This window comes from Acidaminococcus fermentans DSM 20731 (assembly GCF_000025305.1).
GTDB lineage: Bacteria > Bacillota > Negativicutes > Acidaminococcales > Acidaminococcaceae > Acidaminococcus > Acidaminococcus fermentans.
Genome location: NC_013740.1, coordinates 2,145,153 through 2,168,511 on the forward strand (window position 1 = coordinate 2,145,153; position 23,359 = coordinate 2,168,511).

The following is a 23,359-nucleotide window of genomic DNA, read 5'->3' on the forward strand; positions in this document are numbered from 1 at the left end:
TCTGCCTCCTATGCTCTTTCTCCGCCGATCAGTTCCAGCATTTCCCGGGTCTTCTGCTTCAGCAGATCCTTGTCCCCCCGGGTTTCCACATTCAGCCGCACCACCGGTTCCGTATTGGATTTCCGCAGGTTGAACCGCCATTCATTGTACACCACGCTGAGCCCGTCCATCCGGTCCTGGATGCCGGAGCGGAAATGGCTGGACAGCCGTTCCAGCACTTCGTCCGCATCCTTCACCTTCAGGTTGATCTCCCCGCTGCAGGGATACTCATTGATCCGGGCATCCACCAGCTGGGACAGGGTCATGCCGGAGGTGGACAGCAGGGAAATCAGCAGCAGCCAGGGGATCATCCCGCTGTCGCAGTAGGAGAAATCCCGGAAATAATGATGGGCGCTCATTTCGCCCCCGTAGAGCACGCCCTGCCGGCGCATGCATTCCTTGATGAAGGCATGGCCGCTCTTGCAGCGCACCGGCTGGCCGTCGTACCGGGCAATGATATCTTCCGTGTTCCAGGTGAGCCGGGGATCGTAGAGGATCTTGCTCCCGGGATGCTTCTGGAGGAAATACTGGGCAAAGAGCCCCACCAGATAGTACCCTTCGATGAACCGGCCGTTTTCGTCAAAGAAAAAGCACCGGTCGAAATCCCCGTCCCAGGCAATCCCCAGGTCGGCGCCATTTTCCTTGACCGCTTCCGAAGTGGCCGCCCGGTTTTCCGTCAGCAGCGGATTGGGGACTCCGTTGGGGAAGGTGCCGTCCGGAGTGTCGTTGATCAGGATGAACTGGCAGGGCAGGTGCTTGGCCAGTTCCTTCACAATGGGACCGGCACCCCCGTTCCCCGGATTGGCCACGATCCTCAGAGGCAGCAGGGTCTTCACATTGATATAGGAAAGAAGATGGTCCACATAGCTGGGGACGATGTCCACTTCTTCATAGGATCCCCGGGTTTCCGCCTTGGGCACCCGGGTCTCGAAATCCTCCGCCGCCACCAGTTCCGCCAGCTCCTTCAGCCCCGTATCCGCAGAAATGGGCCGGGCTTCGGAGCGGACCAGTTTCATACCGTTGTAGTCCTTGGGATTGTGGCTGGCGGTGATCATCATGCCCCCATCGGTTTTCAGGTGGGCGGTGGCAAAATAGATCATTTCCGTACCGCACTGGCCCAGGTCCAGCACATCCGCACCGGCATCCCGCATGCCCCGGACCGCCGCTTCGCTGAGGGACGGTCCGCTGAGCCGGATGTCATGGCCCACCACCAGTTTCTTTGCCTGGAGTTTCCAGGCCAGGGCACGGCCCAGCCGGTACGCCAGTTCCTCGTTCACTTCACTGGGGACGATTCCCCGGATGTCATAGGCTTTGAATGCTTTGGTACTGATCATAATGATTCCCTCCCACACTTAGTCATTTTCATCCAGCAGTGCCAGATTTTCCACCGGCAGCAGATCCTGGGCCTTGCCCAGAGGCACCCGCAGACCGCTCCGGTTCAGGATGGCCATGCTGCCATTCTTCAGTACAATATCCGTACGGGCCAGTTCCCGGAGTACAAACCCCAGGGCCACCAGGAAATTCAGCCGGTCCTTTTCCTCCAGGGTGAAGGTCTGGTAATCCGTCTTGGTCTCCAGGAGCCGCTGCATGAACTGGATTTGTTCCCGCTGCTCGTTCTTCAGGGTTTCCGTGGTCCTGTACACATGGCGGACCACTTCCAGCAGCCGTTCTCCCCGGGCTTCCGCATCCGCCAGGAGCAGGGACTGGGTGTCCGTGTCCGTCTTGAACCGGACCGCCTCATCCTTGGTCATCTTGGACCCGTCCTTGTCGGAAAAATACCCGGGCCGCAGCACCTTGGGGAAGCACATGATGGATTCCAGCACGCTCATTTCGTCCAGGGCCGTCACTTCCGAAGTGTACAGCGGCTGGTCCATGATCTTTTCCATCACCAGCTTGGCCTCATCCCGTTCCAGTTCCGACTGGCTGTAGGAACTGGCCGCGCCCCCCTGGAGAGCCACCACCGTCAGCATCCCGGTGCCTTCCGTATCCAGCTTCTTTTCCTGGATCCGGTCCACCACCCGGCGGATCCGCTTCAGTTTCCGCACATCCTGGGGCAGCAGATGGAGGTTTTTGTGGCTTTTGTAGGTATAATGGCCCGGTTTGTTCTCGATCCGGTCCAGGATGGCATAGACCTTGTCGTAACAGCCCCAGATATGGAGCTTCATCCGGCCCAGTTCCTCCACTTCCGGCATCAGCCGTTCCAGCACCTTGTAGAACTTGAACCTCTCTTCATTATACCGTTCAATGGCATTTTTCACCATATTTGCAGAGCTGGTGGCACTTTTATACAGTTTCAGTCCGGCAGCCCCGATCCCGGCAGCCGCCCATACCACAAGAGGTATTGGCATAATGATTCCCTCACTTCCTGCACTGTACCCACAGCGGATACAAGATAACTCTACAAATTATAGCCCGATTCCCCGGGTTAGTCAAAATGAAAAGCCGTTGAAAGCCGGCCTTTTCCGTTGTAAAATGGGAAGACAGAACCAAAGAGGAGGAACACCCATGAAAAAATTCCTGACCCTGGCCACCCTGCTCCTGACCCTGCTGGCCCTGCCCCTGACGGCGGGCGCGGAACGCAGCGGCTGGAAGAGCAGCACCTTTGCTTTCAAAAATGTCCAAGTCGTTTATCTCAAAGATCTCAGCCGGCAGGATATGGACTTCCGGAAAGCCCATCCCGCCTTTACCCGGGATGATGATGCAGTCCGCAAGACCCTGCTGACCCTGGAGCGGGACTTCAAAAGAGAAGGCGTCACCGTGTACAGCAATCCGGTGATGCTGCCGGACAAAAAACTCCGGAACACCATCACCCTCCAGGTGCAGGTGAACCCGGTGGGCATTGAAACCGCCGACGGCACCGAACCTGCCGCCCGGAAGGGGAACAGACTGGCCAAAGGGGAAACCGCCTACGCCGGCGTCAGCTTCCTGGCCACCAAAAACGGACAGACCATCTACCAGGTCACCGACAGCCGGACCAGCACCGAATACGATTCCGACACCCTGCTGGCCGGAATCATCCGCACCGCCACGGACGAAATGACGAAGAACGCGAAAAAGTAAAAAAAGACGTCAGACCGACGTACAGAGAGGGGATTAATCCCTGACAAAATCCTTGCACACTTTCTCCGGAAGCGCTATAATATTATGTATTGGGGCACTAGCTCAGCTGGGAGAGCGCAAGGTTCGCAATCTTGAGGTCAGGGGTTCGATCCCCCTGTGCTCCACCAATTATTAAGCCGAAACGGTGAAATGTTTCAAAGTGTTTCAAACCGTGTTTCCATGCGGGGTTAGCGGTTTTCAAGACAGTTTGAAGCGTTTCAAACCGTTTCTTTTTTTTACCCTTTTTTGCCAACTTTTTGCCAACTTTCCTAAAATCAGCATGAGAAAAATTTGCCAACTTTTTTCAAAGCCGGGGGGCCGCTTCCTGTCTAGGGTTGCGGCCTTTTTTTGCTGATTTTTTTCAAAGGGTATTGGGCCAAAGTCGCCAACTTTTTCATACGGTAATTTTTTCCAGACATTCGTCAAGCTGTTCCTTCATCTCTTGTGTGACATGGGTATAAACCGACAAGGTAACTTTTGGATCTGAATGGCCTACCCTTTCCATAATTGCCTTTACAGGTACCCCCATGGCCGCAAGCATGGAAATATGCGTGTGTCTGAAAATATGGGTGCTGATATGCTTCCCCGGGATCTGCACAGCCCGTAACAGGCGGTTTATATATTGCCGATTCAATGGAAACCCCGTATCCGTGGTAAATATATAGCCCCTGTCCTTGTACTTGCTGCAAAGGCTGTTCCCTTGCTTCCCCCATCGTTCCATGCGCTTGTTGTCGGTATTGAACCATTCCAGGATCTGAACAGCCCGCATACTTAAATCAATGGTACGATAGGACGTTCTTGTTTTGGGCGTTCCCCTTTGAATGGATTCCCCGTTTTTGGCTGTTACCAGGATGGTTCCCGTGACTGAAAGTTGCCGCTTATCCAGGTTCACGTCTTGACGGCGCAAAGCAAGCATTTCCCCGCACCGTAGCCCCGTGAGTGAAATAAATTCCATGGCCAGGCCAACACGGAAATTCCGTTCTTTGAGTTGATCCAGGCAATTTTTTAATTCTTCCTTGTCCAGGAACTTGTTGTTCTTTTTGGCCAGTTCTTCCGGGGTATCCGGGCGGCGTTTCAAGTCAATTTCTTCAAAGTCGGTTACATTGTCGGTGTAACCGGCTTTTTTCGCATACCGCATAATCGCTTTTACAGTAATCAGCAGGGACTTGCAATAGTTAAAAGAAAGTTTGTCCACGTAGTAATAACGGAACAGCATTTTTTCCGCTATTGGGGCGGTGAAGTCTTTGAATAGGATCCCTTCCGGCAATCCGGCCAGGATCTTCCGTATATACAAGTCATGGTTTATCCTGGTTGCTTCTTTGATCCGCATATCCGTAATTTCTTGCCATTCCTGCAAGACGGTAGACAGGGCCAGGGATTCAAGGCGGCTAGCCTTTCTGGCTTCCCCCTTGTCTGCTTTTTCTTCAAACTTTTCCCGCAGCATTTGCGCTGCCACCTTTTGGGCATGGGCGTTCTTGCTGTTCAAAGTAACAGAAACAGTTAATTTAAGCCCCGTTTTCTTATCTTCAAACCGTTCTTGATAAACATACCGTGTTCCCTTGCTGTTCGTTCTTTTGGTTATCCACATACAAAATACCTTCTTTCCCGTTACTCATTGTGCCCCTGTCAGTGCTTATTGAGTCGGGAGAAAAAAGGTTATTTATCTGGGTTTTCCTGCAAGGCGTCAAGATTTTCTTGAATCGCGTTTTTCGCTTTTGACGGCAAAGCACCTGCCTTTAAACTCTCAATATCAACATTGATATTCCCCGCGCTTTTAGCGTATTTTTGCAATATGCTAGCGTATACATACATTTTCAACAAGTCTTTTTTCGCGGCCTGGTAATTGGGATTATTCGCGCCTGCAATGACCGCCGCGATAAATTCATCCTTGCCCAAAACAGGAACGTCTAATGAGCCCTTGTCTTGTTTGGCTTCTTCCTTGTTCTGATATACAAAAACAGCGGTACTCCCCCGAAATTGCCAGGGATCCGTGAAAAGTCCCGCCTCCTTGCATACGTCCAAACACCTGGTTAATTCGTCCGGCTGTTCCGGATCATATCCCAGGAGATTGTCCACAGATACATGAAGAAGGCGGGCAATTTTCACCAATAAAGAATATTTAGGTTCCCGCCCTTTGTTTTCGTACCCCATATAAGTTGTGTAGTTTATGCCTAGTTTTTCGGAAAAATCTTTTGCGGATTTATACCCGGCCTTTTCTCTGTAATGAATTAAGTTTTCTTGAAATCCCACGGAAAAGCCCCCTTTCATATCTAGTATTATATCCATAAAGTGAATATAAGTAAAGTATATTTCCAATATAGCTATTGACATATATTTGAGAATCGGCTATACTTCTCTTGAAAATTGATTTTATGGACATTTTAAGAGGAGGGAACCATATGAAAACTTTCAATGTTGATATGCGGAAGGTTAAGGAAACAGCCTACAAAAAATACATGAGCCTGCAAGACCTGGCAATTAAATCCCATGTTTCCGCGGCTTCTCTGTTTGCATATCAAGCAAAGCGGCGTAAGGCTAGTGAAAGAGCCGTGTACAAGATTGCCGCGGCCCTGGATGTATCCCCGGCCGATATTATCGAAAAATAACAAGTACCCTGTCAGTGCTTATTGAGTCGGGAAAGGAAGGATGAACATGTTACAAGTCAAAACGGTTTGCGTTGATGATTACGGCGAGCGTTGGTTGAGCCGCACAGAGATTGCGGAAATACTTTCTATTTCAAGGCCTACTGCCTGGCGGCTATTGAACAAAATGCGGGCAATTCCGAAATACCGGGGCGCGTTCCTGGATTTAAGCAGCACTCTGAAACGTGTTCGGGAACGGGATCTAAAGGAATTTCTGAAAGAACAGAACCTGGCGTATTTGAAGAAATAAACCCCGTTTTTCGGCAACGAAATAAAGCCCCTATGGGATTCCATCCGGGGCGGGGATTTATTGGCATTGCGGCGGCTTTAACCCGTTGCAGATTCACACAACAAGTGGAAAGAAGGTGAAACCATGAGCAAGAAACAAACGGTTGTAATTTTGGACGTTAAAACCCCTTCAATGGCCCGGGCTATTCGGGCAAAATGTTTAAACTGTTCTGGTTATCAGCGGGCGGAAGTCCGGGATTGTGTTTTGACAGATTGCCCCCTGTTCCCCTATCGGTTCGGTAAGGGGCCAAAGGCGGCCATAAACAGCCTGGGAAAATCCTACACGGTAAAAGTTGTAAAAGGAGAGTGTGCAACATGGAAAGAATCAGAGTAACGCGGGAACAGATGAAAGCCGTAACGGCTTACATTGAACAGGTTCTGAAATCGGCGGAACTATGGAATACCATGGGGGACATTGCGGGCAATGAGAATTATCCGGAAGTTGTCGAATTCATGAAGAAAGTAGCAGTACGGGAAGAATTAAAGGCAGACAGCATGAAAAAGGCCCTGTTTGAAATCGTTGAAAAATAAAAACAGCCGTCATGAATGAGCGACCATTCACAACGGCAAGGGACAAAATTCCGGCCAGGGGTTTTGTCCTTGTTCTTTATTATAGCGATTTTAACAGTATGTAACAATAAAAAACACTAACGATGAAAGGAGAAACATGAACAAGAAATTATATTCTCTGAATGAAATTCTATCAAAGTGTGGGGAATGGCACAAGAGGGGCGAGAACGAATGGGAAACCGCTTGTCCTGTATGCGGAAGTGACCACCATTTATATATAAAAGAAGTAGAAGACGGAAAAGTTCTGGCCTTTTGCCACAAGTGCCACGCGTCCCTCCCTGCTGTACTGAAAGCCCTGGGCATGAACAACGGCGGAAACCCCGTTGCCGCAAAGCCCCCGGCCCCTGCTGAACCTAAAAAGCCCAAAGACCATGGAAAACAAGTAGAACGGATTGTATATACCTATCGGGATCCAGACGGCAGGGAAGCCTATTGCAAGATTCGGGAAAAGTTCGCGGATGGTCATAAGAAATTCAGCTTTCTCTACACGGACGCGGACGGGAACCTGGTTTATAAAAAGCCGAAACATTGCAACAATCTGTATAACCTGGATAAACTGGATAAACTGGCCAAAGCGGCCCCGGATACGCCTTTATATATCGTTGAGGGCGAAAAATGCGCGGATTCAATGACGGCGGCGGGCTTTCTGGCAACGAGTACCAACACGGGCGCGGAAAGCCCGAACCTGTCAGAAACGGACAAGGAAATCCTGGGTAAATTTTCCAATAAAATCGTGATACCCGACTATGACGACCCGGGCCGCGCTTATGCGGAATTTTGGCAGCAGAAACAAGGGGCCAGGATCCTTCCTTTACCGGAAATCTGGCCAGAGTGCCCGGTAAAGGGTGACGTTGCCGACTATTTCCAGGCAGACGGGGATCCGGAAAAAATTAGAAACTATCAGTTCCCCGCACAGGAAGAAGCAGCGGCCCCGGATTTAGAAACATGCCAGGAAGAACAGATAGTAGAGTATTTTAAAACCCTGGACAAAGCACAACTGACAAGCCCGAAACTGTTTGCAAGGATCTGTGCTATTGAAGACACGGCGAAACGGCAACGAGTGGAAAGCCTGGCCACGTTCCGTGCCAGTGACCTGTCTATAAAGCGGGAATTTGACAAGAATTACAGAGCCTTCATGCATGAACAGGCAAAGAAAGGGAACGGAAACCAGGAAGAACACTACACACAATTTCCGGGCCAGCCGTTACAATTGCGGTGTGGTGACTGGATCGCGGATGAAGAAGGGGTGCGGAAATTCGTTCTTTTAGGCAACGGAAACACGAAAAGAGAAGACGCGTCCTCTATTCCCCTGTTACCTTCGGCAATCTATGAGAACCAGGAAACAGGAACGGAAAAAATTGAACTGTCATTCTTTAAATATGGCAAATGGAAGCAAATACTTGTACCCCGTTCGATTGTAGCCAACAAAACAAAAATTATTGCCCTGGCTGACGATGGTATAGAGGTTACCAGTGAAAATTCTAGTTTCCTGGTTAAATATATTTCTGACGTAGTAAACAGCAACCAGGATACGTTGCCGCGCGTTGCCAGTATTGGGCACATGGGCTGGGATCCCAAAGAGGAATACGGGGAATTTGTCCCCTACTCTGATTCTATTCAACCAGATGTTGGCGATCAATTCGGCGCATTACTGAAAGCCCTGGAACCAAAAGGAACGTTGCCAGAATGGTATAAGATTGTGTGTCCCCTGCTAAAAAGCCCCTACATGCGCATGACCATAGCCGCAAGCCTGGCCAGTGTACTTATAGGCCCCATGCACGCGTTGCCCTTTATCCTTCATTTATGGGGCGGCACGGGCGCGGGAAAAACAGTTGCGCTCAAAGTTGCGGCCAGTATATGGGGAAATCCAGACGAGGGAAAAATGGTGGACACCATGAACAACACCATAAATTACATTATGGACAAGGCCGGGGTTTTATACAGTATCCCGTTTTTCGGGGATGAATTGCAGACCATCAAAGGAAACGGCGGAAACTATGATAGTCTGATTTACCGGGTAACCGGCCAGACTAACAGGGGAAGATTGCGGGCCAACGGATCTATGGTGCGGCGGCTGTCCTGGCAAAACAGTTTCCTTTTCACAGGGGAAGAACCCATTACGCAGAGCAACAGCGGCGGCGGGGCTATCAACCGGGTTATTGAACTGGAATGTACGGAGAAGATTATTCAAGACGGCAACGGCACGGTTGCGGCAATTGCTGACTGTCACGGCGTATTGGGGCGGGCCTTCGTTGCACAAGCAAGGCAAAGCCAGGACACCAATAGAAAGGTATTCAAACAGTTTGAAAAGGAACTACAGGACATGGGCGGAACAGGAAAACAGGTGCAAGCCCTGGCACTAATGCTGACCGCCTACGATCTTCTTCAGAGCATGGCCCCGGCTGGCTGTCCCGTGTTGACCGTAGGGGACGTAAAAGGGTGTATAAAAACAGAACAAGAAGTGGATGTACCGCAGCGGGCCTATGAGTATGTTTGCGGCCAGATTGGAATCAACCAAAACAAGTTTGTGATGAATGGTATCAACCCGAAAGGCGAAACATGGGGCGAAGTGTTTGGTGATAACACCGTGGATATTTTTAGGGAAGCCCTGGAAGGGATCCTAAAGGAAGCAGGCTATTCATTGCGGGCCGTCAAGCGGGAATGGTTAAAACGGGGCTACATGAAACGTTACAGGAAAGACGGGATTTTTGGACGCGGCTCTATTGCCGGTATTACAAGTAACCATATAGGAACATTGGTATTAGACCGTGAATAAAACCCTTTTCGTTAAAATCGTTAAACTTTTGGCCAGTTTCGTTAAACCCGAAAACCCGCATGAATCCTTGCTGCATGAGTAAAATTTAACGAATTTAACATTTTTAACAATAAATAATATATATATATGATCCAATTTATTATGCGGGTATATTCCAATCCCCCGCCGCAATAAATTAAATATATATAGTGTTATTGTGCAGAAAAACTGTTAAATTCGTTAAAAAACCCGTAGAGCAAGGCGGGGAGCGGGTTTTCGGTTTAACGAAAGCCCCAAAATACCGTTAAATTTTAACGAAAAAACGGTAAACAGCCAGGGAGGGCGAATGAATCAGCGTAATTTTTACGTTGTTAGGCAACGGGATCCCCCTGCAATGGGGGGTATAGTCCCAAAAATCGGGCGGCAATTTTGCAATTCGGCGGTAGGTTTGTTTCTTTTTTCACCCGCCCTTAAAAGTCCCTATAAAAAGTGTAATTTCTGAAAGGAGCCAAAAAGATGGATGATATTGAAATGGAAAACGGTGATTATATTGATTATGACGATTTTTGCGACAATGCGCAGGAAGAAGCCCTGGAAGATTCGTTAGTGGAAATGCCTAGCGATTCCACCCCGCAGGAAATCTATGATGATTATGAGGAAAGAACGGACGGCGAATACGCCGAACGGGAATCGTTCGACTGGTAACACGTGTTTAAGCCCCTTTAAAAAGTACAGAATTGAAAACAGGTATAAGTATATAGGGCGGGCGGGTTTCACCCCAAACACCCATATTAAACCCGGTTCAATTCAGCACGCGGGGCGGTTGCAATAGAATTAAAAACCGTGTAAAATACAGAGCATGAGGGCAAGGGGTGTGACCATTGTGGCCTACTGGTGGTTGACAACATGGGCGCCCCTTGTCTTTTTCTTTGCAACGATCTGTCCGGATCCCTTGCCACCTGCACATAAAAAATAGACCTGGTAAAAATCCAGGCCTATTGCAGGGGCACAATGAAATTTTATGTTGGTTGCCAACTTTTTACCAACTTTTCTATATAAAGGAGCGCGGAACAAGGAAATATGCGCCCTTCCCCCTATGCTCCACCAGACAAAAAGCAAGCATCCATGCGGGTTTTGACCGTGTGGATGCTTTTTTGTTTGCAAAAAATCTTATAAGGGTCATCTAAAAATCAATCAATTTGGCAGCAGAAAAAGGGGGAAAATGGGCGGGCGGCTCTGGCAACATTTTGCCGGAGGCAAAGGTTTTGAACCGCCCCTACGGCATCCTATTTCATTTCCCAAGTCTTTTTATACACATCAAAAGGACCTGGCCATCAGGCCAGGTCCTGTCCTGAGTCTTCTGACTCCAGACTGAGGGACTGCTGCCCAGGCAGCAACCCCTCTTTTTACATCCCCTTCTTTTCCTGCTTTTTCACCAGGTCTTCCAAGGTGGTGTTGTCCACGATGTTGTCGATGGCGTCCTGGATTTCTTTCCACAGGTCCAGGGTCACGCAGTGGGCGGCCCGGTCGCAGATGGCATGGCCGGGTTCCAGGCAGGCCACCGGGGCCAGGGACCCTTCCACCGCCCGGAGGATCTCTCCGGCTGTATAGTCTTTGGGATCACGGACCAGTTTGTACCCGCCCTGGGCTCCTCTGGCGCTTTTCACCAGTTTGGCGCGGGAGAGCTGGGTAATGATCTGTTCCAGGTATTTTTCTGAGATTTCCTGTCTCTGAGAGACACTTTTAATGGGTACATAGGATTCGGTGCCGTTGATGGCCAGATCGATCATCAGGCGCAGGGCGTACCGTCCCTTGGTAGAGATTTTCATGGTTCCTCCTCGCAGCAAGAATAATTTCCTATAATTGTACTATAGAATTTTCCAAAAGGAAAGGTAAATTCCTAGTAATTTTTAGGAATTTCATCCTTCTTGATTTATCTGATTTTTTCGCCGAATCGATTGACACTCTTTGCTTCCGAACGGTAAAATAATATCGTATCTGTTCATTCTGTTTCCGGAATCCATACCGGAAATTCGCAGAGGGGGAAATCATCGTGAGTCGCTTACAGATTGAAACGCCGGGCAGGGCCCAGACGGTCCTGAACAGCCTGTATCAGGATATGCACCGAAGGATCAGTGCCAGTTCGCCGGGGCTTTGTCCGGTGGACATGGCCCTGAATTTCCTGCGCTTCTGCCATGCCCAGAGCTGCGGCAAATGCGTGCCCTGCCGGGTGGGGCTGGGCCAGCTGGAAGTGCTGATCGAACAGGTGCTGGATCGGACGGCCAGCCTGGACACCATCACCCTGATCGAAAAGACGGCCCGGAGCATTGCGGATTCTTCGGACTGCGCCATTGGGTTTGAAGCGGCTTCCATGGTGCTGAAGGGAGTCCGGGGCTTCCGGGAGGACTATGAGGAACACGTGCTCACCGGCCGGTGCATCTGCGGTCTCAGCCACCCGGTGCCCTGTGTGTCCACCTGCCCGGCCCATGTGGATATCCCGGGCTACGTGGCCCTGATCCGGGACGGCCGCTACGAGGATGCCCTGGAACTGATCCGGAAGGACAATCCCTTCCCGGCGGCCTGCGCCTATGTATGTGAACATCCCTGCGAGCACCACTGCCGCCGGGGCATGGTGGATGCTCCGGTGAACATCTGCGGCCTGAAGCGGTTTGCGGTGGACCATGCCAGACCGGCCAAGGCTCCGGCTCCCGCCCCGGCCACGGGAAAGACGGTGGCGGTGATCGGAGGGGGCCCCGGAGGCCTGACGGCGGCCTATTACCTTTCCCTGATGGGCCACAGTGTCACGGTGTACGAACAGCGGCCCCGGCTGGGCGGCATGCTCCGGTACGGGATCCCCGATTACCGGCTGCCCCTGGAGGTGCTGGACCGGGATCTTTCCTACATCCTGTCCGCAGGCATCCAGGTCCGCACCGGCGTCTCCATCGGCACGGATATCCCGGTGGCTCAGCTCCAGCAGCAGTACGATGCGGTGTACATCGCCATCGGGGCCCACAGCGACAAAAAACTGCACCTGCCCGGGGAAGAGGCCCAGGGAGTGTTCAGCGCCGTCCGGCTGCTCCGGGACATCGGGGAAGGCCGGATTCCGGATTTTACCGGGAAACGGGTATGCATCATCGGCGGCGGCAACGTGTCCATGGACGCCACCCGCACGGCCAAACGGCTGGGCGCTGCTTCCGTCCAGTGCATTTACCGGCGCCGGCTGGAAGACATGACGGCCCTGCCGGAAGAAATCCAGGATGCCATGGCGGAGGGCTGCGAGATTGTCACCCTGGAAGCCCCCAGCCGGATCGAAACCAACGAACAGGGCCAGGTGACGGCCCTGTGGACCCAGCCCCAGCACATCGGTCCCTACAATGGAAAGGACCGGCCCAATCCGGTGAAGGCGGCTCTTCCTGAACGGCGGTTCCCCTGCGATGTGCTGATCGTGGCCATCGGTCAGTCCATTGTCACCCAGCCCTTTGAGGCGGTGGGGGTCACCATCCGTCGGGGCACCATCCAGGCGGACCTGTCCAGCAGCGTCCCGGGCCTGGGGAACCTGTTTGCCGGCGGGGATGCCGTCTCCGGTCCGGCCACGGTGATCCGGGCGGTGGCGGCCGGCAAGGTGGCAGCGGACAACATCGATTCCTTCCTGGGATTCCACCACCGGATTTCCTGCGGGGTGGAGATTCCTCCGGCCTATTTCACCCACACCCCGCCCTGCGGCCGGGTGAACCTGAAGCAGCACTGCACCCCGGACTGTGTGGGAGATTTCCACCTGGTCTCGGAAGGGATGACGCCGGAAGAGGCCCGGCAGGAAGCCAGCCGCTGTCTGCGCTGTGACCACTTTGGCTACGGCAGCTTCAAAGGAGGGAGGAATCGGGAATGGTAACCTGTACCATCGACGGAAAAATCATCCAGGTGCCGGAAGGGACCACCATCATGGAAGCGGCCCGGCAGGCCCACATCCGGATCCCCCACCTGTGCTACCTGAAAGGGCTGAACGAGATTGCCGCCTGCCGGGTGTGCTGTGTGGAGGTGGAAGGGGAACCGGCCATGGTCACCGCCTGCAACAGCCCGGTGAAAGAAGGCATGGTGGTCCGCACCAATTCGCCCCGGGTCCGGGAAACCCGGAAAATCAATGTGGAACTGATCCTGTCCCAGCATGACTGCCGGTGCGCCACCTGCGTCCGCAGCGGCAACTGCCGGCTCCAGTCCCTGGCCAACAGCCTGGGGATCCACGACAATCCCTATGAGGAACAGCTGCCCAAAGGGCTCCGCCGGGCCTGGACCACCACCTATCCCCTGTTCCACGACTACAACAAATGCATCAAGTGCATGCGCTGCATCCAGGTGTGCGACAAAATCCAGGCCATGCACATCTGGGATGTGGCGGGCACCGGGGGACGGACCACCGTGGATGTGTCCGGGAACCGGGTGATCAAGGATTCGGACTGCACCCTGTGCGGCCAGTGCATCATCCACTGCCCGGTGGCCGGGCTCCGGGAGCGGGACGACACGGACCGGCTCTATGAAGCCCTGGCAGACCCGGACAAGGTGACCCTGGTCCAGGTGGCTCCGGCGGTGCGGACGGCCTGGTGCGAAGCCTTCGGCCTGCCCCGGGAGGAAGGGACCATCGGCCGGATGGCGGCAGCCCTGCGTCAGCTGGGGTTCGACCATGTGTACGACACCACCTTTGCCGCGGATCTGACCATTATGGAAGAAGCCAACGAATTCCTGGAACGGTTCCTGGCAGGGGATACCCGGGAATTCCCCATGTTCACCAGCTGCTGTCCCGGCTGGGTCCGGTTCCTGAAAGGACAGTATCCGGAGCTGACGGACCGGCTGTCCACCTCCAAATCCCCCCAGCAGATGTTCGGGGCCATAGCCAAGACCTGGCTGGCGGACAAGCTGCAGGTGATCCCGGAAAAACTGTACTGCGTATCCATCATGCCCTGCCTGGCCAAGAAGGCGGAATGTGCCCTGCCCACCATGCGCACGGACCACGGGCCCGATGTGGACCTGGCCCTGACCACCCGGGAATTCATCCGTGTGCTCCGTGCGGACCATCTGGATCCGTCCCTGCTGCCGGAAGAGCCCCTGGATGATCCCATGGGGACCTTTACCGGTGCCGGGACCATTTTCGGAACCACCGGCGGGGTGCTGGAGGCGGCGCTCCGGACGGCCTATGCCAAACTCACCGGGGAAAATCCCGACCCGGAACTGTTTGCTCCTTTGCGGAACGGCATCGGGCTCCGGGATGCGGTGTACACCATCGCCGGCAAAGAGATCCGCTGTGCGGTGGTCAGCGGTCTGGGGAACACCCGGCAGCTGATCCAGGCCCTGAAGCGGAAGGAAGTCCATTACGATTTCGTGGAAGTGATGGCCTGCCCGGGCGGATGCGCCGGCGGGGGCGGCCAGCCCATTCCCCAGGAGGACGAGGAACTGGAAGGCGTGCGGGGTGAACAGCTCCGGACCCTGGACAAGCGCAGCCGCTTCCGGTTCTCCCACGAAAATCCCCAGATCCAGCGGCTGTACCGGGAATTCCTGGGCAAGCCCCTGAGCCCCAAAGCAGAAGCCCTGCTCCATACGGACCATTTTGGGTGGAAGATGTAAAAAGGAGCTGCTGCATAGGCAGCAGCTCCGGTCACGAGCCACGGGTCACGGGTCGCGGGCTTGTTGGTGCGAACCGAAGATTCTGTTTTTCAGAGTCCATCCCGATTTTATCCTTTCATCTTATAGAAAAAGAACAGACGGCTTGAACGTCCAGGCTCGCGACTCACGACTCGCGACCCGCGACCGGGGTGTGAATTTTTCACACCCCGCTTTTTTCAGCACTCCGTTCCCCCTGTCACTTTGGCGTCTTCCTGGTTTTCCACCGCCGTTTCCACGGCCGTTTTCAAGCCTTCCACAATAGTCTCCAGGGCCATGCTGGGCTGATCTTTCAGCCGGGCCGCCTGTTCCGGCAGATAGGGCACGTGGATGAAGCCGCCCCGGCGCTGCCGGCTGTCGTGGGCCAACAGGTCCATGAGGCCGTAGAACACATGGTTGCACACAAAGGTGCCCGCAGTGTTGGAAACCTTGGCCGGGATACCTCTGGCCTGGAGGGCGGCCACCATTTTCTTGATGGGCAGGGTGGCAAAATAAGCTGCCGGACCGCCCGGCACCACGGGCTCATCCACCGGCTGGTTCCCTTCGTTGTCCCCGATCCGGAAATCATCGCAGTTGATGGCCACCCGTTCCACCGTCAGGTCCGTCCGGCCTCCGGCCTGGCCGATGCAGATCACGATGTCCGGATTGAAGGCGGCAATGGCGTCCTTCACTCTGGCAATGGCCTTCCCCCGGACTGTGGGGATTTCCACCGTGTGGACCCGGGCCCCGGCCAGGAGCAGCCCGTCCAGTTTTTTCACCGCTTCCAGCGCCGGATTCACCGGTTCCCCGCCAAAGGGATCAAAACCTGTCAGCAATACGTTCATGATGCATTCCTCCTCTTCTCTGTTGTTCTCCCCCGAAAGGAAAATCCCTGCAAACAGGAGGCAACGGGTGAACCAGGCGGCACGGCTGCGCCGGTCTTGATTCGCCCCTGCGGATTTCTACCGCACACACACACTGGACAAGCAGTCCGGTTCCATCGTATGATAGGTACTGAAATTTCTGAGAAAGGAACCTGCTGTATGACCCATTCCATTTCTGCCCTTTTCATTTCCCTTCTGGCATCCCTGGCCCTGTTGGCAATGCCCGCTCCTTCCTTTGCTTCTCCGGCGGTCCCGGGGACCCGGAAGCCGGCGCCGGTCCAGGCCAAGGCCCCGGTGCCGGCCGCCCCTGCCCAGCCGGCTGCCGCTCCGGCTGTTTCTCCAACAGCCCCCTCCGCCCCCGCTGCACCTGCTCCGGCGCCCCAGCCTCCGGCAGACCCCGTCACCACAGTGACCCTCAGCGCTGCCGGTGATTGCACCCTGGGCACGGAGGAAAGTTTCGGCTATGAAGGGACTTTTCCGGAAGCCTGGGATGCCGCCGGGGGTGACGGCTCCGTATTCCTGGCCGGGGTCCGGTCCGTTTTCGTCCAGGACGACCTGACCCTGGTGAACATGGAAGGCCCCCTCACCACCCGGGGAGAACGTCAGGACAAGACCTTCGCCTTCCGGGGAGACCCGGCCTATGTGGAAGTGCTGAAAACCGGCAGCGTGGAAGCCGCCTCCCTGGCCAACAACCACAGTTACGACTACGGGAACGACGGATACTGGGACACCTTCAAAACCCTGGGAGACAACGGGATCATGCCCTTCGGCTATGAAGAAAGCCAGATCCTCACCGTGAAAGGGATCCCGGTGGGGCTGGTAGGAATCAACGCCCTGGAAGCCGGGGCCCCCGACCAGCTCCAGGAGGAACTGGCCAAAGTGAAGGAACGGGGTGCCCGGCTGACGGTGGTGTTTTTCCATTGGGGCAGTGAACTGGAGACCCGTCCGGACGAGGATCAGGTGTGGCTGGCCCACCTGGCCGTGGACCAGGGAGCGGACCTGGTGCTGGGGGCCCATCCCCATGTGATCCAGCCCCTGGAAACCTACAAGGGCAGGACCATCTGCTACAGCCTGGGGAATTTCTGCTTCGGTGGCAACAGCAACCCCCGGGACAAGGACACCTTCATCTACCAGCAGACCTTCCGGTTCCAGAAAGGCCGTCTGCTGGGAGCGGATCCGGGAAAAGTGATTCCCTGCCGGATTTCCTCCACCCCGGACTGGAACGATTTCTGTCCCACCCTGGTGGAAGGGGAAGAAGCGGAACGGATCAGGGAAAAAGCAGGTGTCGCGGATCGCGAGTCGTGAGTCGCGGGCTTGTTGGTACAGACCGAAAATTCCGTTTCACAGTTTCCAGTCCGATTAATTCTTCCTGTTCATATGGAAATGGATTCATAAACAGCATCCTTCCTTGTTTTTCATTCTTTGCATACATCCACCCAGGGGTCTTGTCCCACCAGGCTTTCCAGTTTTTCCAGGGTCAGTCGGACTCACCGTCCCGTTCTTCCCTCTTTACTCTTCACTCTGCACTTATTTTTCCCCAGCGCCCATACCATGGAAGCGCCCTGGCACAGGGCCAGGATCAGCAGCAGATGGAAGGCATGGGCAGTGCCCAGGCTGGTACCTTCTCCCAGGGCCCGTCCCACCTGGCCGGCCGCCACCAGGGCCGCGCAGACGGAAGTCCCCACCGCCCCAGCCAGCTGCTGGAGGGTATTGCACACCGCATTCCCATCCGGCTGGATGGATTCCGGCAGGTTCTCCAGGGCATAGGTAAGGATGTTCCCGGCAGACAGCCCCTGACCCAGGGTGAACACCACATAAATGGCCGTAAGCCCGGAAATTCCCACCCGGCCCAGGGCCAGCTGATACAGCACAAAGCTGAGGACAATGGCACAGCTCCCCAAAAGCAGCGGTTTCCGGGCTCCCAGCCGGTCATAGAGCCGGCCGCTCACAGGGGCCAGGGCCGCCCCCACCAGGCACCCGGGCAGCAGGATGCACCCGGCGGCAAAAGGATCAGACCCCAGGACGATCTGGGCATAGTTGGGCAGCAGGAACCCCACCCCCAGACACAGGAACTGGATCAGAAGCAGTCCCAGCACCGCTCCATCAAAAGCCGGCACCTGGAACACCTGGAGGTTCAGCAGCGGGGTGACCCCAACCTTTTGGAGCAAGTTTTCCTGCCAGCCGAATACCGCCAGAGCCAGCACCAGCAGATACCCGGTGGTCAGCCACTGGACCGTGGAAGTGCTGATGGAAAATTCCTCCATCAGGGTGGGAAAGGTCACATTCATGGCGGTTTCGATCACCACCCCGGTAAAGGACAGCAGTCCCGCCGCCACTATGGACAGAAACAGCCGGGCATCGGCCCGGCGCACAAAAGTATTGGATTCATTTTTCACAGGCTTCACCTTCGGATAGAAAAAATAGACTTTGAAAATACATGGTAGACAACATACCGGAAAAAGTCAAGGAAAAGGGGGCTGTTGCGTGTGTGGGGTTTTCACACATGCAACAGCTTTCTTTTTTCTTCAGTTTTAAAGTCTTCAATGGAAAATCGAAAAAAACATCTCGAATTCCCTAAAATTGGATACAACAATATAAACCGTCCATTTTGGTGGCTTTTTTCTTGCTCACTTTTTAGTTATGCAGGCGGGTTAGGCAAGCTTTTGCAAGGGAAACAGATATCTGCCCTGGGTTCCGTTCTGTATCTTGTGGTGCAATTTGTTGAAGTTGTGGGCCAGAACACAGATCACGGTCTCTGTAAGCGCATTCAGATGCCCAGTCCCCAGGAAGCGGCGGAACAGCTGAGTTTCTTTCACATCTGCAAAGGCACCTTCAGCCTGGATCGACCGGTTCATCCTCAGCAGTTTTCCCTCTTCCGACGTTATCCGTTTCTTATCTTCTGCCCGCAATTCCAGGAGCCGTTTTGAAACCTCAAGAAGTTCTTTTTTTTTTAGTTTTTTAGAAAACAGCAGGCAAGAGCCAGGCGGGGAACCGCTGAACGACCCTTGAGCGGAGCGTGAAGAAATTTCCGGTTTCGCTCATCCGCTGGGAGCCTCGTTCAATCGCCAGCGCGTTGGCGGGAAGCGGATTCGAATGGCGAGGCCGAAAATTTTAGTGACGGGAAACGGCGTCGGGCAGGGGTGCCCCGACTGGCGGTGACAGTAACGGAGACAACCGGCGTTACTCGACAGCACCCCCACCACCGGGCAAGCCCGGTCCCCCGCCCCCAAGGGAGCGGACTGAAAATAAAGAAAGAGGCATCGAAAAATGATGGATCATTTTTTGATGCCTCTTTTAGTCCATAATGACAGGACACAGATAAAAGGGCTTTCAAGAGGTCTCATCGACCATTAACGTGCAACAGTCCCTTCTTTCGCAGTCAAGGGGCCTGGCCAGAAAATCAGGCGCCCTTTTTCTGCCCGAAGATCCACTCCTTGACCGGGGTGATATCATAGGCGTGCTGCCAGGTGCTCCGATGGCTGCCTCCCTGGTACAGCAGATAATACGCATGGACTCCAGGCTGGATCATCTGTTCCGTCAGCTGATCCACCTGGGTTTCCGGAGCATCCTGGGCGATGGTTCCTCTGATGACCCGATCTCCGTCCGCATCCAGCTGGGTCATGATGGTATCCATGGAAGGTTTGGCTCCCGGATCCCCCGCAGCCGCCACTGCCCAGATGTTCTGCCGGGCAAGGGGCGCCGTCACCCGGGGATTCCATTTGCCGGCTACCAGATAGGAAGCCCCAAAGAAATCCGGGTACTTCACATCCATGGCAATGGAGGTCATGCATCCCATGGATTGCCCTGTATTGTAGATCCGTTGGGTATCAATGGGATACTGGCTGGACAGACTTTCCACCAGATGGATGGTCCGATCCAGTTCCGGTCCGTACTGGTACTGGTCATTCACGATCACCGTATCATACTGGGGTGCCAGCACAAAGCAGGGATGTTCCTTCTGCCATTCCGGTTCCACCCAGGTCACAGCGCCCCGGCCCTGGCTCAGGGTGGCCTTCACTTCCGGAGACACCGTCCCCGCATCATGCATGAAAAGGACCAGCGGGTACACCTTGCCCTTTTCCAGTTTTTCCGGCACATACAAATTGTACTGCAGTTTTTTCCCATCCTGATCAGTGAAAGTGTGTTGGGTGAATTTCTCGATCAGCAGCTGGCGGGTATGGGAACTGCTCATTTCCGGTTCTCCTCCGTACAGCCGTCCCTCTGCCGTCTTGACCAGACCCTTCTGGCTGATTTTGCCCGTAACAGGAACCAGAGGCTGGGGATTTCCATGGCTCCCCAGCTGGGGTCCTCCCACTCCCACAGGAGCCTTGTGCTTATCTTCCGGATGGGGATCCACCATCTGGTCGGACAGGGGAAGGGGTGCCAGTTCCACCTGGACATAGCGCCCTTTTTCCGCTGCCTTTCCATACGGTACTGCGGAAACGAAGGCTTTTGCCACCGTCCGTCCCGGTACAGCATAATCTTCTGCGGTCACGGACGAGCCCAAAAGATCGGCGTCATACCTGAGCTGGACTTCTGCCAGCTTTTCTCCATCCCCATAGACCTGAGAGATGGCTTCCACATCCTCCACATGCCCGGCAGCAAAAGCCCCCGCAGAAAAACAACAGGCGGCCAGCAGCCCGGTCCCCAGGCACAGTTTCCATTTCACCATGATCTGCCTCCTTATCCAATCGTATAGATTATTGTACCTGGAGCAAATGAAAAGCAAATGAAAACTTGTATCGGATTCCCCGCCCTGGAAAGATAAAAAATGCCCGGGAGATTGCTCTCCCAGGCATTTTTTCTTTTATTTCTTCACCACATCGATGTTCCCGTCCTTGAATACCACTTCGATATGATCCCCTCTCTGGATCTCGCCCCGGACGATCTTGTTGCTCACCACGGTTTCCACTGTGTGGACAATCAGTCTCTTCAGGGGACGGGCCCCGAAGGCAGGGTCGAACCCGGCTTTGGCCAGGTAGGCAATGGCGTCGTCGGTGGCCGTCAGGGTCAGTTCCAGCTGGCTGTGCAGCCGGCTGCCCAGATGGTTCAGAATCAGCCGTACAATGTCCTTCAGCTGTTCTTCCTGCAGGGGTTTGAACACCACAATGTCGTCCACCCGGTTCAGGAATTCCGGCCGGAAGAACTTCATCAGCATGCTCCGGACTTCGTCCTTGCTGATGGCCCCCTTCTTTTCCATAATCTCATGGGACCCCAGGTTGCTGGTCATGATGATCAGGGTGTTCTTGAAATCCACCATCCGGCCCTGACCGTCGGTCAGACGGCCGTCGTCCAGCACCTGCAGCAGCACGTTGAACACATCCGGGTGAGCCTTTTCGATTTCATCGAACAGGATCACGGAATACGGATGGCGCCGCACGGCTTCCGTCAGCTGGCCGCCCTCTTCATAGCCCACATAGCCAGGAGGGGCACCGATCAGACGGGACACCGTATGTTTCTCCATGTATTCACTCATATCGATCCGGATGATGCTCTTTTCATCATTGAACAGCACTTCTGCCAGGGCTTTGGCCAGTTCGGTCTTGCCCACACCGGTGGGCCCCAGGAAGATGAAGGAGCCAATGGGCTTGTTGGGATCCTTGATCCCGGCCCGGGCCCGGATGACGGCTTCGCTGACGGCTTCCACCGCTTCGTCCTGGCCGATCACCCGTTTGTGGAGGATTTCCGGCAGATGGGCCAGTTTCTTCTTTTCCCCCTCCATCAGACGGTTCACAGGGATCCCCGTCCAGGTGCTGACCACCTTGGCGATATCATCCTCGTCCACTTCTTCCTTCAGCAGGCGCTTGTCGGAATGTTCCTCTTTTTCCAGGGCCGCCAGCTGTTTCTGGAGTTCCGGCAACTTGCCGTACTTCAGTTCTGCCAGACGGTTCAGGTCATAGGACCGCTCCGCTTCTTCCATTTCCTTCTTCACATTGTCCATATCCTTCTTCACCTGACGGATCTTGGCAATGCCGCCCTTTTCGGCCTTCCACTGGTCCATGAGCTTGTCGTTCTCGCTCTTCAGCTTGGCCAGTTCCTCTTTGATTTTTTCCAGACGGGCCTTGGAAGCATCGTCCTCTTCCTTGGACAGGGCCTGTTCCTCGATCTGGAGCTGGAGCATCCGCCGGCGGCTTTCATCCAGTTCCGTGGGCATGGAATCGATTTCCACCCGCAGACGGGCAGCTGCTTCATCCACCAGGTCGATGGCCTTGTCCGGCAGGAACCGGTCGTTGATGTACCGGTTGCTCAGGGTTGCGGCCGCCACCAGGGCGGAATCCTTGATCCGCACCCCATGATGGACTTCATACCGTTCCTTCAGCCCTCTCAGGATGGAAATGGTGTCCTCCACACTGGGCTCCTTCACCAGCACCGGCTGGAAACGCCGTTCCAGAGCAGAATCCTTTTCAATGTACTTCCGGTATTCCTTCAGGGTGGTGGCACCGATGCACCGGAGTTCCCCTCTGGCCAGCATGGGTTTCAGGATGTTCCCGGCATCCATGGAGCCTTCGGAAGCCCCGGCCCCCACCACCGTGTGCAGTTCATCGATGAACATGATGATCTGACCGGCGGAATCGGACACGATCTTCAGGACTTTCTTCAGCCGTTCCTCGAATTCCCCTCTGTACTTGGCCCCGGCCACCAAAGACGCCAGGTCCAGGGCATACAGGGTCTTGTTCTTCAGGGATTCCGGCACATCTCCGGCCACGATACGGCGGGCAAGACCTTCCACAATGGCGGTTTTGCCCACGCCGGGTTCACCGATCAGCACCGGGTTGTTCTTTTTCCGGCGGGACAGGATCTCGATGGTCCGACGGATTTCATCGTCACGGCCAATCACCGGATCCAGTTTCCCATCCCGGGCTTTCTGGGTCAGGTCCTGGCCGAATTTCTCCAGGGTCTTGCGGTTTTCGTCCGCATCCCCGTTGTTTTCATATTTGTCGATCAGACCCCGGATGGCACTGCGGGTGATCCCGTACTTTTTGCACAGGTTCACCACTTCCGTATCCCCGTCCTCACAGAGAGCGGCCAGCAGATGGGATGCGGTCACCGGGTTCTGGCCGGCAGCCTTTTCCGCCAGGGCGAACACCCGGGCCAGCCCCGTGCTCATGCTCATCTGGTCGGACCCCTTCACAGAGGGGATCTGTTTCAGCAGCCGGTCCACTTCCCGGCTGAACTGGGCCTCATCCACGTTCAGGCTCTTCAGCACAAACTTGAAGAACCCGTCCGGCTGGCTGCACATGGCGGACAGCAGATGGACGGTGGTCAGTTCCTGGTTGTAATTCATAACGGCTTGCTGCTGGGCAGCTTCCAACAATCCACGCACTTCATCACTCAAGCGTTCTGCCTGCATAACAAACACCTCCAAAAAACCATTGGATCAATGGATAGTATTCTCAATTACGGCTCCTGCAGAAAAAAGCAGGGCCCGGGAAGTCTTTTTCTCACTTCCCGGG

General features: G+C 54.6%; 21 protein-coding genes and 1 tRNA gene. 11 read left to right on the top strand and 11 right to left on the bottom strand.

The genetic code is table 11. The features are described 5' to 3' along the window. Nucleotides 1-8 precede the first annotated feature (8 nt). Nucleotides 9-1,373, bottom strand: a complete 1,365-nt coding sequence (locus ACFER_RS09945; RefSeq protein WP_012939274.1) for a phosphohexomutase domain-containing protein — start codon at nt 1,371-1,373, stop codon at nt 9-11. 18 nt (nt 1,374-1,391) lie between these two features. Beyond that, nucleotides 1,392-2,387 (bottom strand): hypothetical protein, encoded by a 996-nt coding sequence (locus tag ACFER_RS09950; RefSeq protein WP_012939275.1) that lies wholly within the window; start codon nt 2,385-2,387, stop codon nt 1,392-1,394. Between the two features lie 157 nt (nt 2,388-2,544). On the opposite strand from ACFER_RS09950, the gene ACFER_RS09955 reads away from it, so the two are divergent. Both ACFER_RS09955 and ACFER_RS09960 read left to right on the top strand, forming a co-directional pair. Continuing rightward, entirely contained in the window at nt 2,545-3,099 is a 555-nt protein-coding gene (locus tag ACFER_RS09955; protein WP_012939276.1) for a hypothetical protein, read from the top strand. A 91-nt stretch (nt 3,100-3,190) separates the two neighbouring features. Further along, a tRNA-Ala gene (locus ACFER_RS09960) sits at nt 3,191-3,266 on the top strand. Nucleotides 3,267-3,336: 70 nt separating this feature from the next. Here ACFER_RS09960 and ACFER_RS11465 read toward each other — a convergent pair. From ACFER_RS11465 to ACFER_RS09970, 3 genes are all read right to left on the bottom strand, one after another. Continuing rightward, nucleotides 3,337-3,564 (bottom strand): hypothetical protein, encoded by a 228-nt coding sequence (locus ACFER_RS11465; protein WP_148213947.1) that lies wholly within the window; start codon nt 3,562-3,564, stop codon nt 3,337-3,339. Further along, nucleotides 3,533-4,726: a site-specific integrase gene (locus ACFER_RS09965; RefSeq protein ID WP_012939277.1), complete on the bottom strand. Its 1,194-nt coding sequence runs from the start codon at nt 4,724-4,726 to the stop codon at nt 3,533-3,535. Before ACFER_RS09965 ends, ACFER_RS11465 begins: the two co-directional genes overlap by 32 nt. A gap of 68 nt (nt 4,727-4,794) precedes the next feature. Next, nucleotides 4,795-5,388 carry a helix-turn-helix domain-containing protein gene (locus ACFER_RS09970; protein ID WP_187287518.1) on the bottom strand — a complete coding sequence of 198 codons (594 nt, stop codon included), beginning with the start codon at nt 5,386-5,388 and terminating at the stop codon, nt 4,795-4,797. A gap of 149 nt (nt 5,389-5,537) precedes the next feature. Between ACFER_RS09970 and ACFER_RS09975 the strand changes: the two genes are divergently transcribed. From ACFER_RS09975 to ACFER_RS09995, 6 genes are all read left to right on the top strand, one after another. Continuing rightward, on the top strand, nt 5,538-5,744 hold the full coding sequence (locus ACFER_RS09975; RefSeq protein WP_012939279.1) for a helix-turn-helix domain-containing protein: 207 nt from the start codon (nt 5,538-5,540) through the stop codon (nt 5,742-5,744). Between the two features lie 46 nt (nt 5,745-5,790). Then, nucleotides 5,791-6,030, top strand: a complete 240-nt coding sequence (locus ACFER_RS09980; RefSeq protein ID WP_012939280.1) for a helix-turn-helix transcriptional regulator — start codon at nt 5,791-5,793, stop codon at nt 6,028-6,030. Nucleotides 6,031-6,153: 123 nt separating this feature from the next. Further along, nucleotides 6,154-6,402 (top strand): hypothetical protein, encoded by a 249-nt coding sequence (locus ACFER_RS11470; protein WP_012939281.1) that lies wholly within the window; start codon nt 6,154-6,156, stop codon nt 6,400-6,402. Continuing rightward, entirely contained in the window at nt 6,384-6,599 is a 216-nt protein-coding gene (locus tag ACFER_RS09985; protein WP_012939282.1) for a hypothetical protein, read from the top strand. The genes ACFER_RS11470 and ACFER_RS09985 overlap by 19 nt, the downstream gene beginning before the upstream one ends. Nucleotides 6,600-6,735: 136 nt before the next feature. After that, a complete protein-coding gene (locus tag ACFER_RS09990) occupies nt 6,736-9,414 on the top strand; it encodes a DUF927 domain-containing protein (protein WP_012939283.1) in 2,679 nt (892 codons plus the stop codon). A 495-nt stretch (nt 9,415-9,909) separates the two neighbouring features. Next, nucleotides 9,910-10,098 carry a hypothetical protein gene (locus ACFER_RS09995; RefSeq protein ID WP_012939284.1) on the top strand — a complete coding sequence of 63 codons (189 nt, stop codon included), beginning with the start codon at nt 9,910-9,912 and terminating at the stop codon, nt 10,096-10,098. Between the two features lie 701 nt (nt 10,099-10,799). On the opposite strand, the gene ACFER_RS10000 is transcribed toward ACFER_RS09995, so the two are convergent. Beyond that, nucleotides 10,800-11,222 (bottom strand): RrF2 family transcriptional regulator, encoded by a 423-nt coding sequence (locus tag ACFER_RS10000; protein WP_012939285.1) that lies wholly within the window; start codon nt 11,220-11,222, stop codon nt 10,800-10,802. Between the two features lie 224 nt (nt 11,223-11,446). On the opposite strand from ACFER_RS10000, the gene ACFER_RS10005 reads away from it, so the two are divergent. Together ACFER_RS10005 and ACFER_RS10010 are read left to right on the top strand one after the other, a co-directional pair. Then, nucleotides 11,447-13,282, top strand: coding sequence for an NAD(P)-binding protein (locus tag ACFER_RS10005; RefSeq protein ID WP_012939286.1), 1,836 nt, complete (start codon nt 11,447-11,449; stop codon nt 13,280-13,282). Beyond that, nucleotides 13,276-15,006, top strand: coding sequence for a [FeFe] hydrogenase, group A (locus ACFER_RS10010; protein ID WP_012939287.1), 1,731 nt, complete (start codon nt 13,276-13,278; stop codon nt 15,004-15,006). The genes ACFER_RS10005 and ACFER_RS10010 overlap by 7 nt, the downstream gene beginning before the upstream one ends. Nucleotides 15,007-15,221: 215 nt before the next feature. On the opposite strand, the gene pcp is transcribed toward ACFER_RS10010, so the two are convergent. Continuing rightward, nucleotides 15,222-15,866, bottom strand: a complete 645-nt coding sequence (pcp, locus tag ACFER_RS10015) for a pyroglutamyl-peptidase I (protein WP_012939288.1) — start codon at nt 15,864-15,866, stop codon at nt 15,222-15,224. A gap of 198 nt (nt 15,867-16,064) precedes the next feature. Between pcp and ACFER_RS10020 the strand changes: the two genes are divergently transcribed. Next, on the top strand, nt 16,065-17,210 hold the full coding sequence (locus tag ACFER_RS10020; protein WP_012939289.1) for a CapA family protein: 1,146 nt from the start codon (nt 16,065-16,067) through the stop codon (nt 17,208-17,210). Between the two features lie 182 nt (nt 17,211-17,392). On the opposite strand, the gene ACFER_RS10025 is transcribed toward ACFER_RS10020, so the two are convergent. The 4 genes from ACFER_RS10025 to clpB form a co-directional block, all read right to left on the bottom strand. Next, nucleotides 17,393-18,301 carry an MFS transporter gene (locus ACFER_RS10025; protein WP_012939290.1) on the bottom strand — a complete coding sequence of 303 codons (909 nt, stop codon included), beginning with the start codon at nt 18,299-18,301 and terminating at the stop codon, nt 17,393-17,395. 255 nt (nt 18,302-18,556) lie between these two features. Then, nucleotides 18,557-18,931, bottom strand: a complete 375-nt coding sequence (locus tag ACFER_RS11475; protein WP_081443289.1) for a transposase — start codon at nt 18,929-18,931, stop codon at nt 18,557-18,559. 374 nt (nt 18,932-19,305) lie between these two features. Further along, entirely contained in the window at nt 19,306-20,577 is a 1,272-nt protein-coding gene (locus ACFER_RS10035; protein ID WP_012939291.1) for an alpha/beta hydrolase-fold protein, read from the bottom strand. Nucleotides 20,578-20,712: 135 nt separating this feature from the next. Continuing rightward, complete coding sequence (clpB, locus tag ACFER_RS10040; protein ID WP_012939292.1) at nt 20,713-23,256, bottom strand: ATP-dependent chaperone ClpB; 2,544 nt, start codon at nt 23,254-23,256, stop codon at nt 20,713-20,715. Nucleotides 23,257-23,359 lie beyond the last annotated feature (103 nt).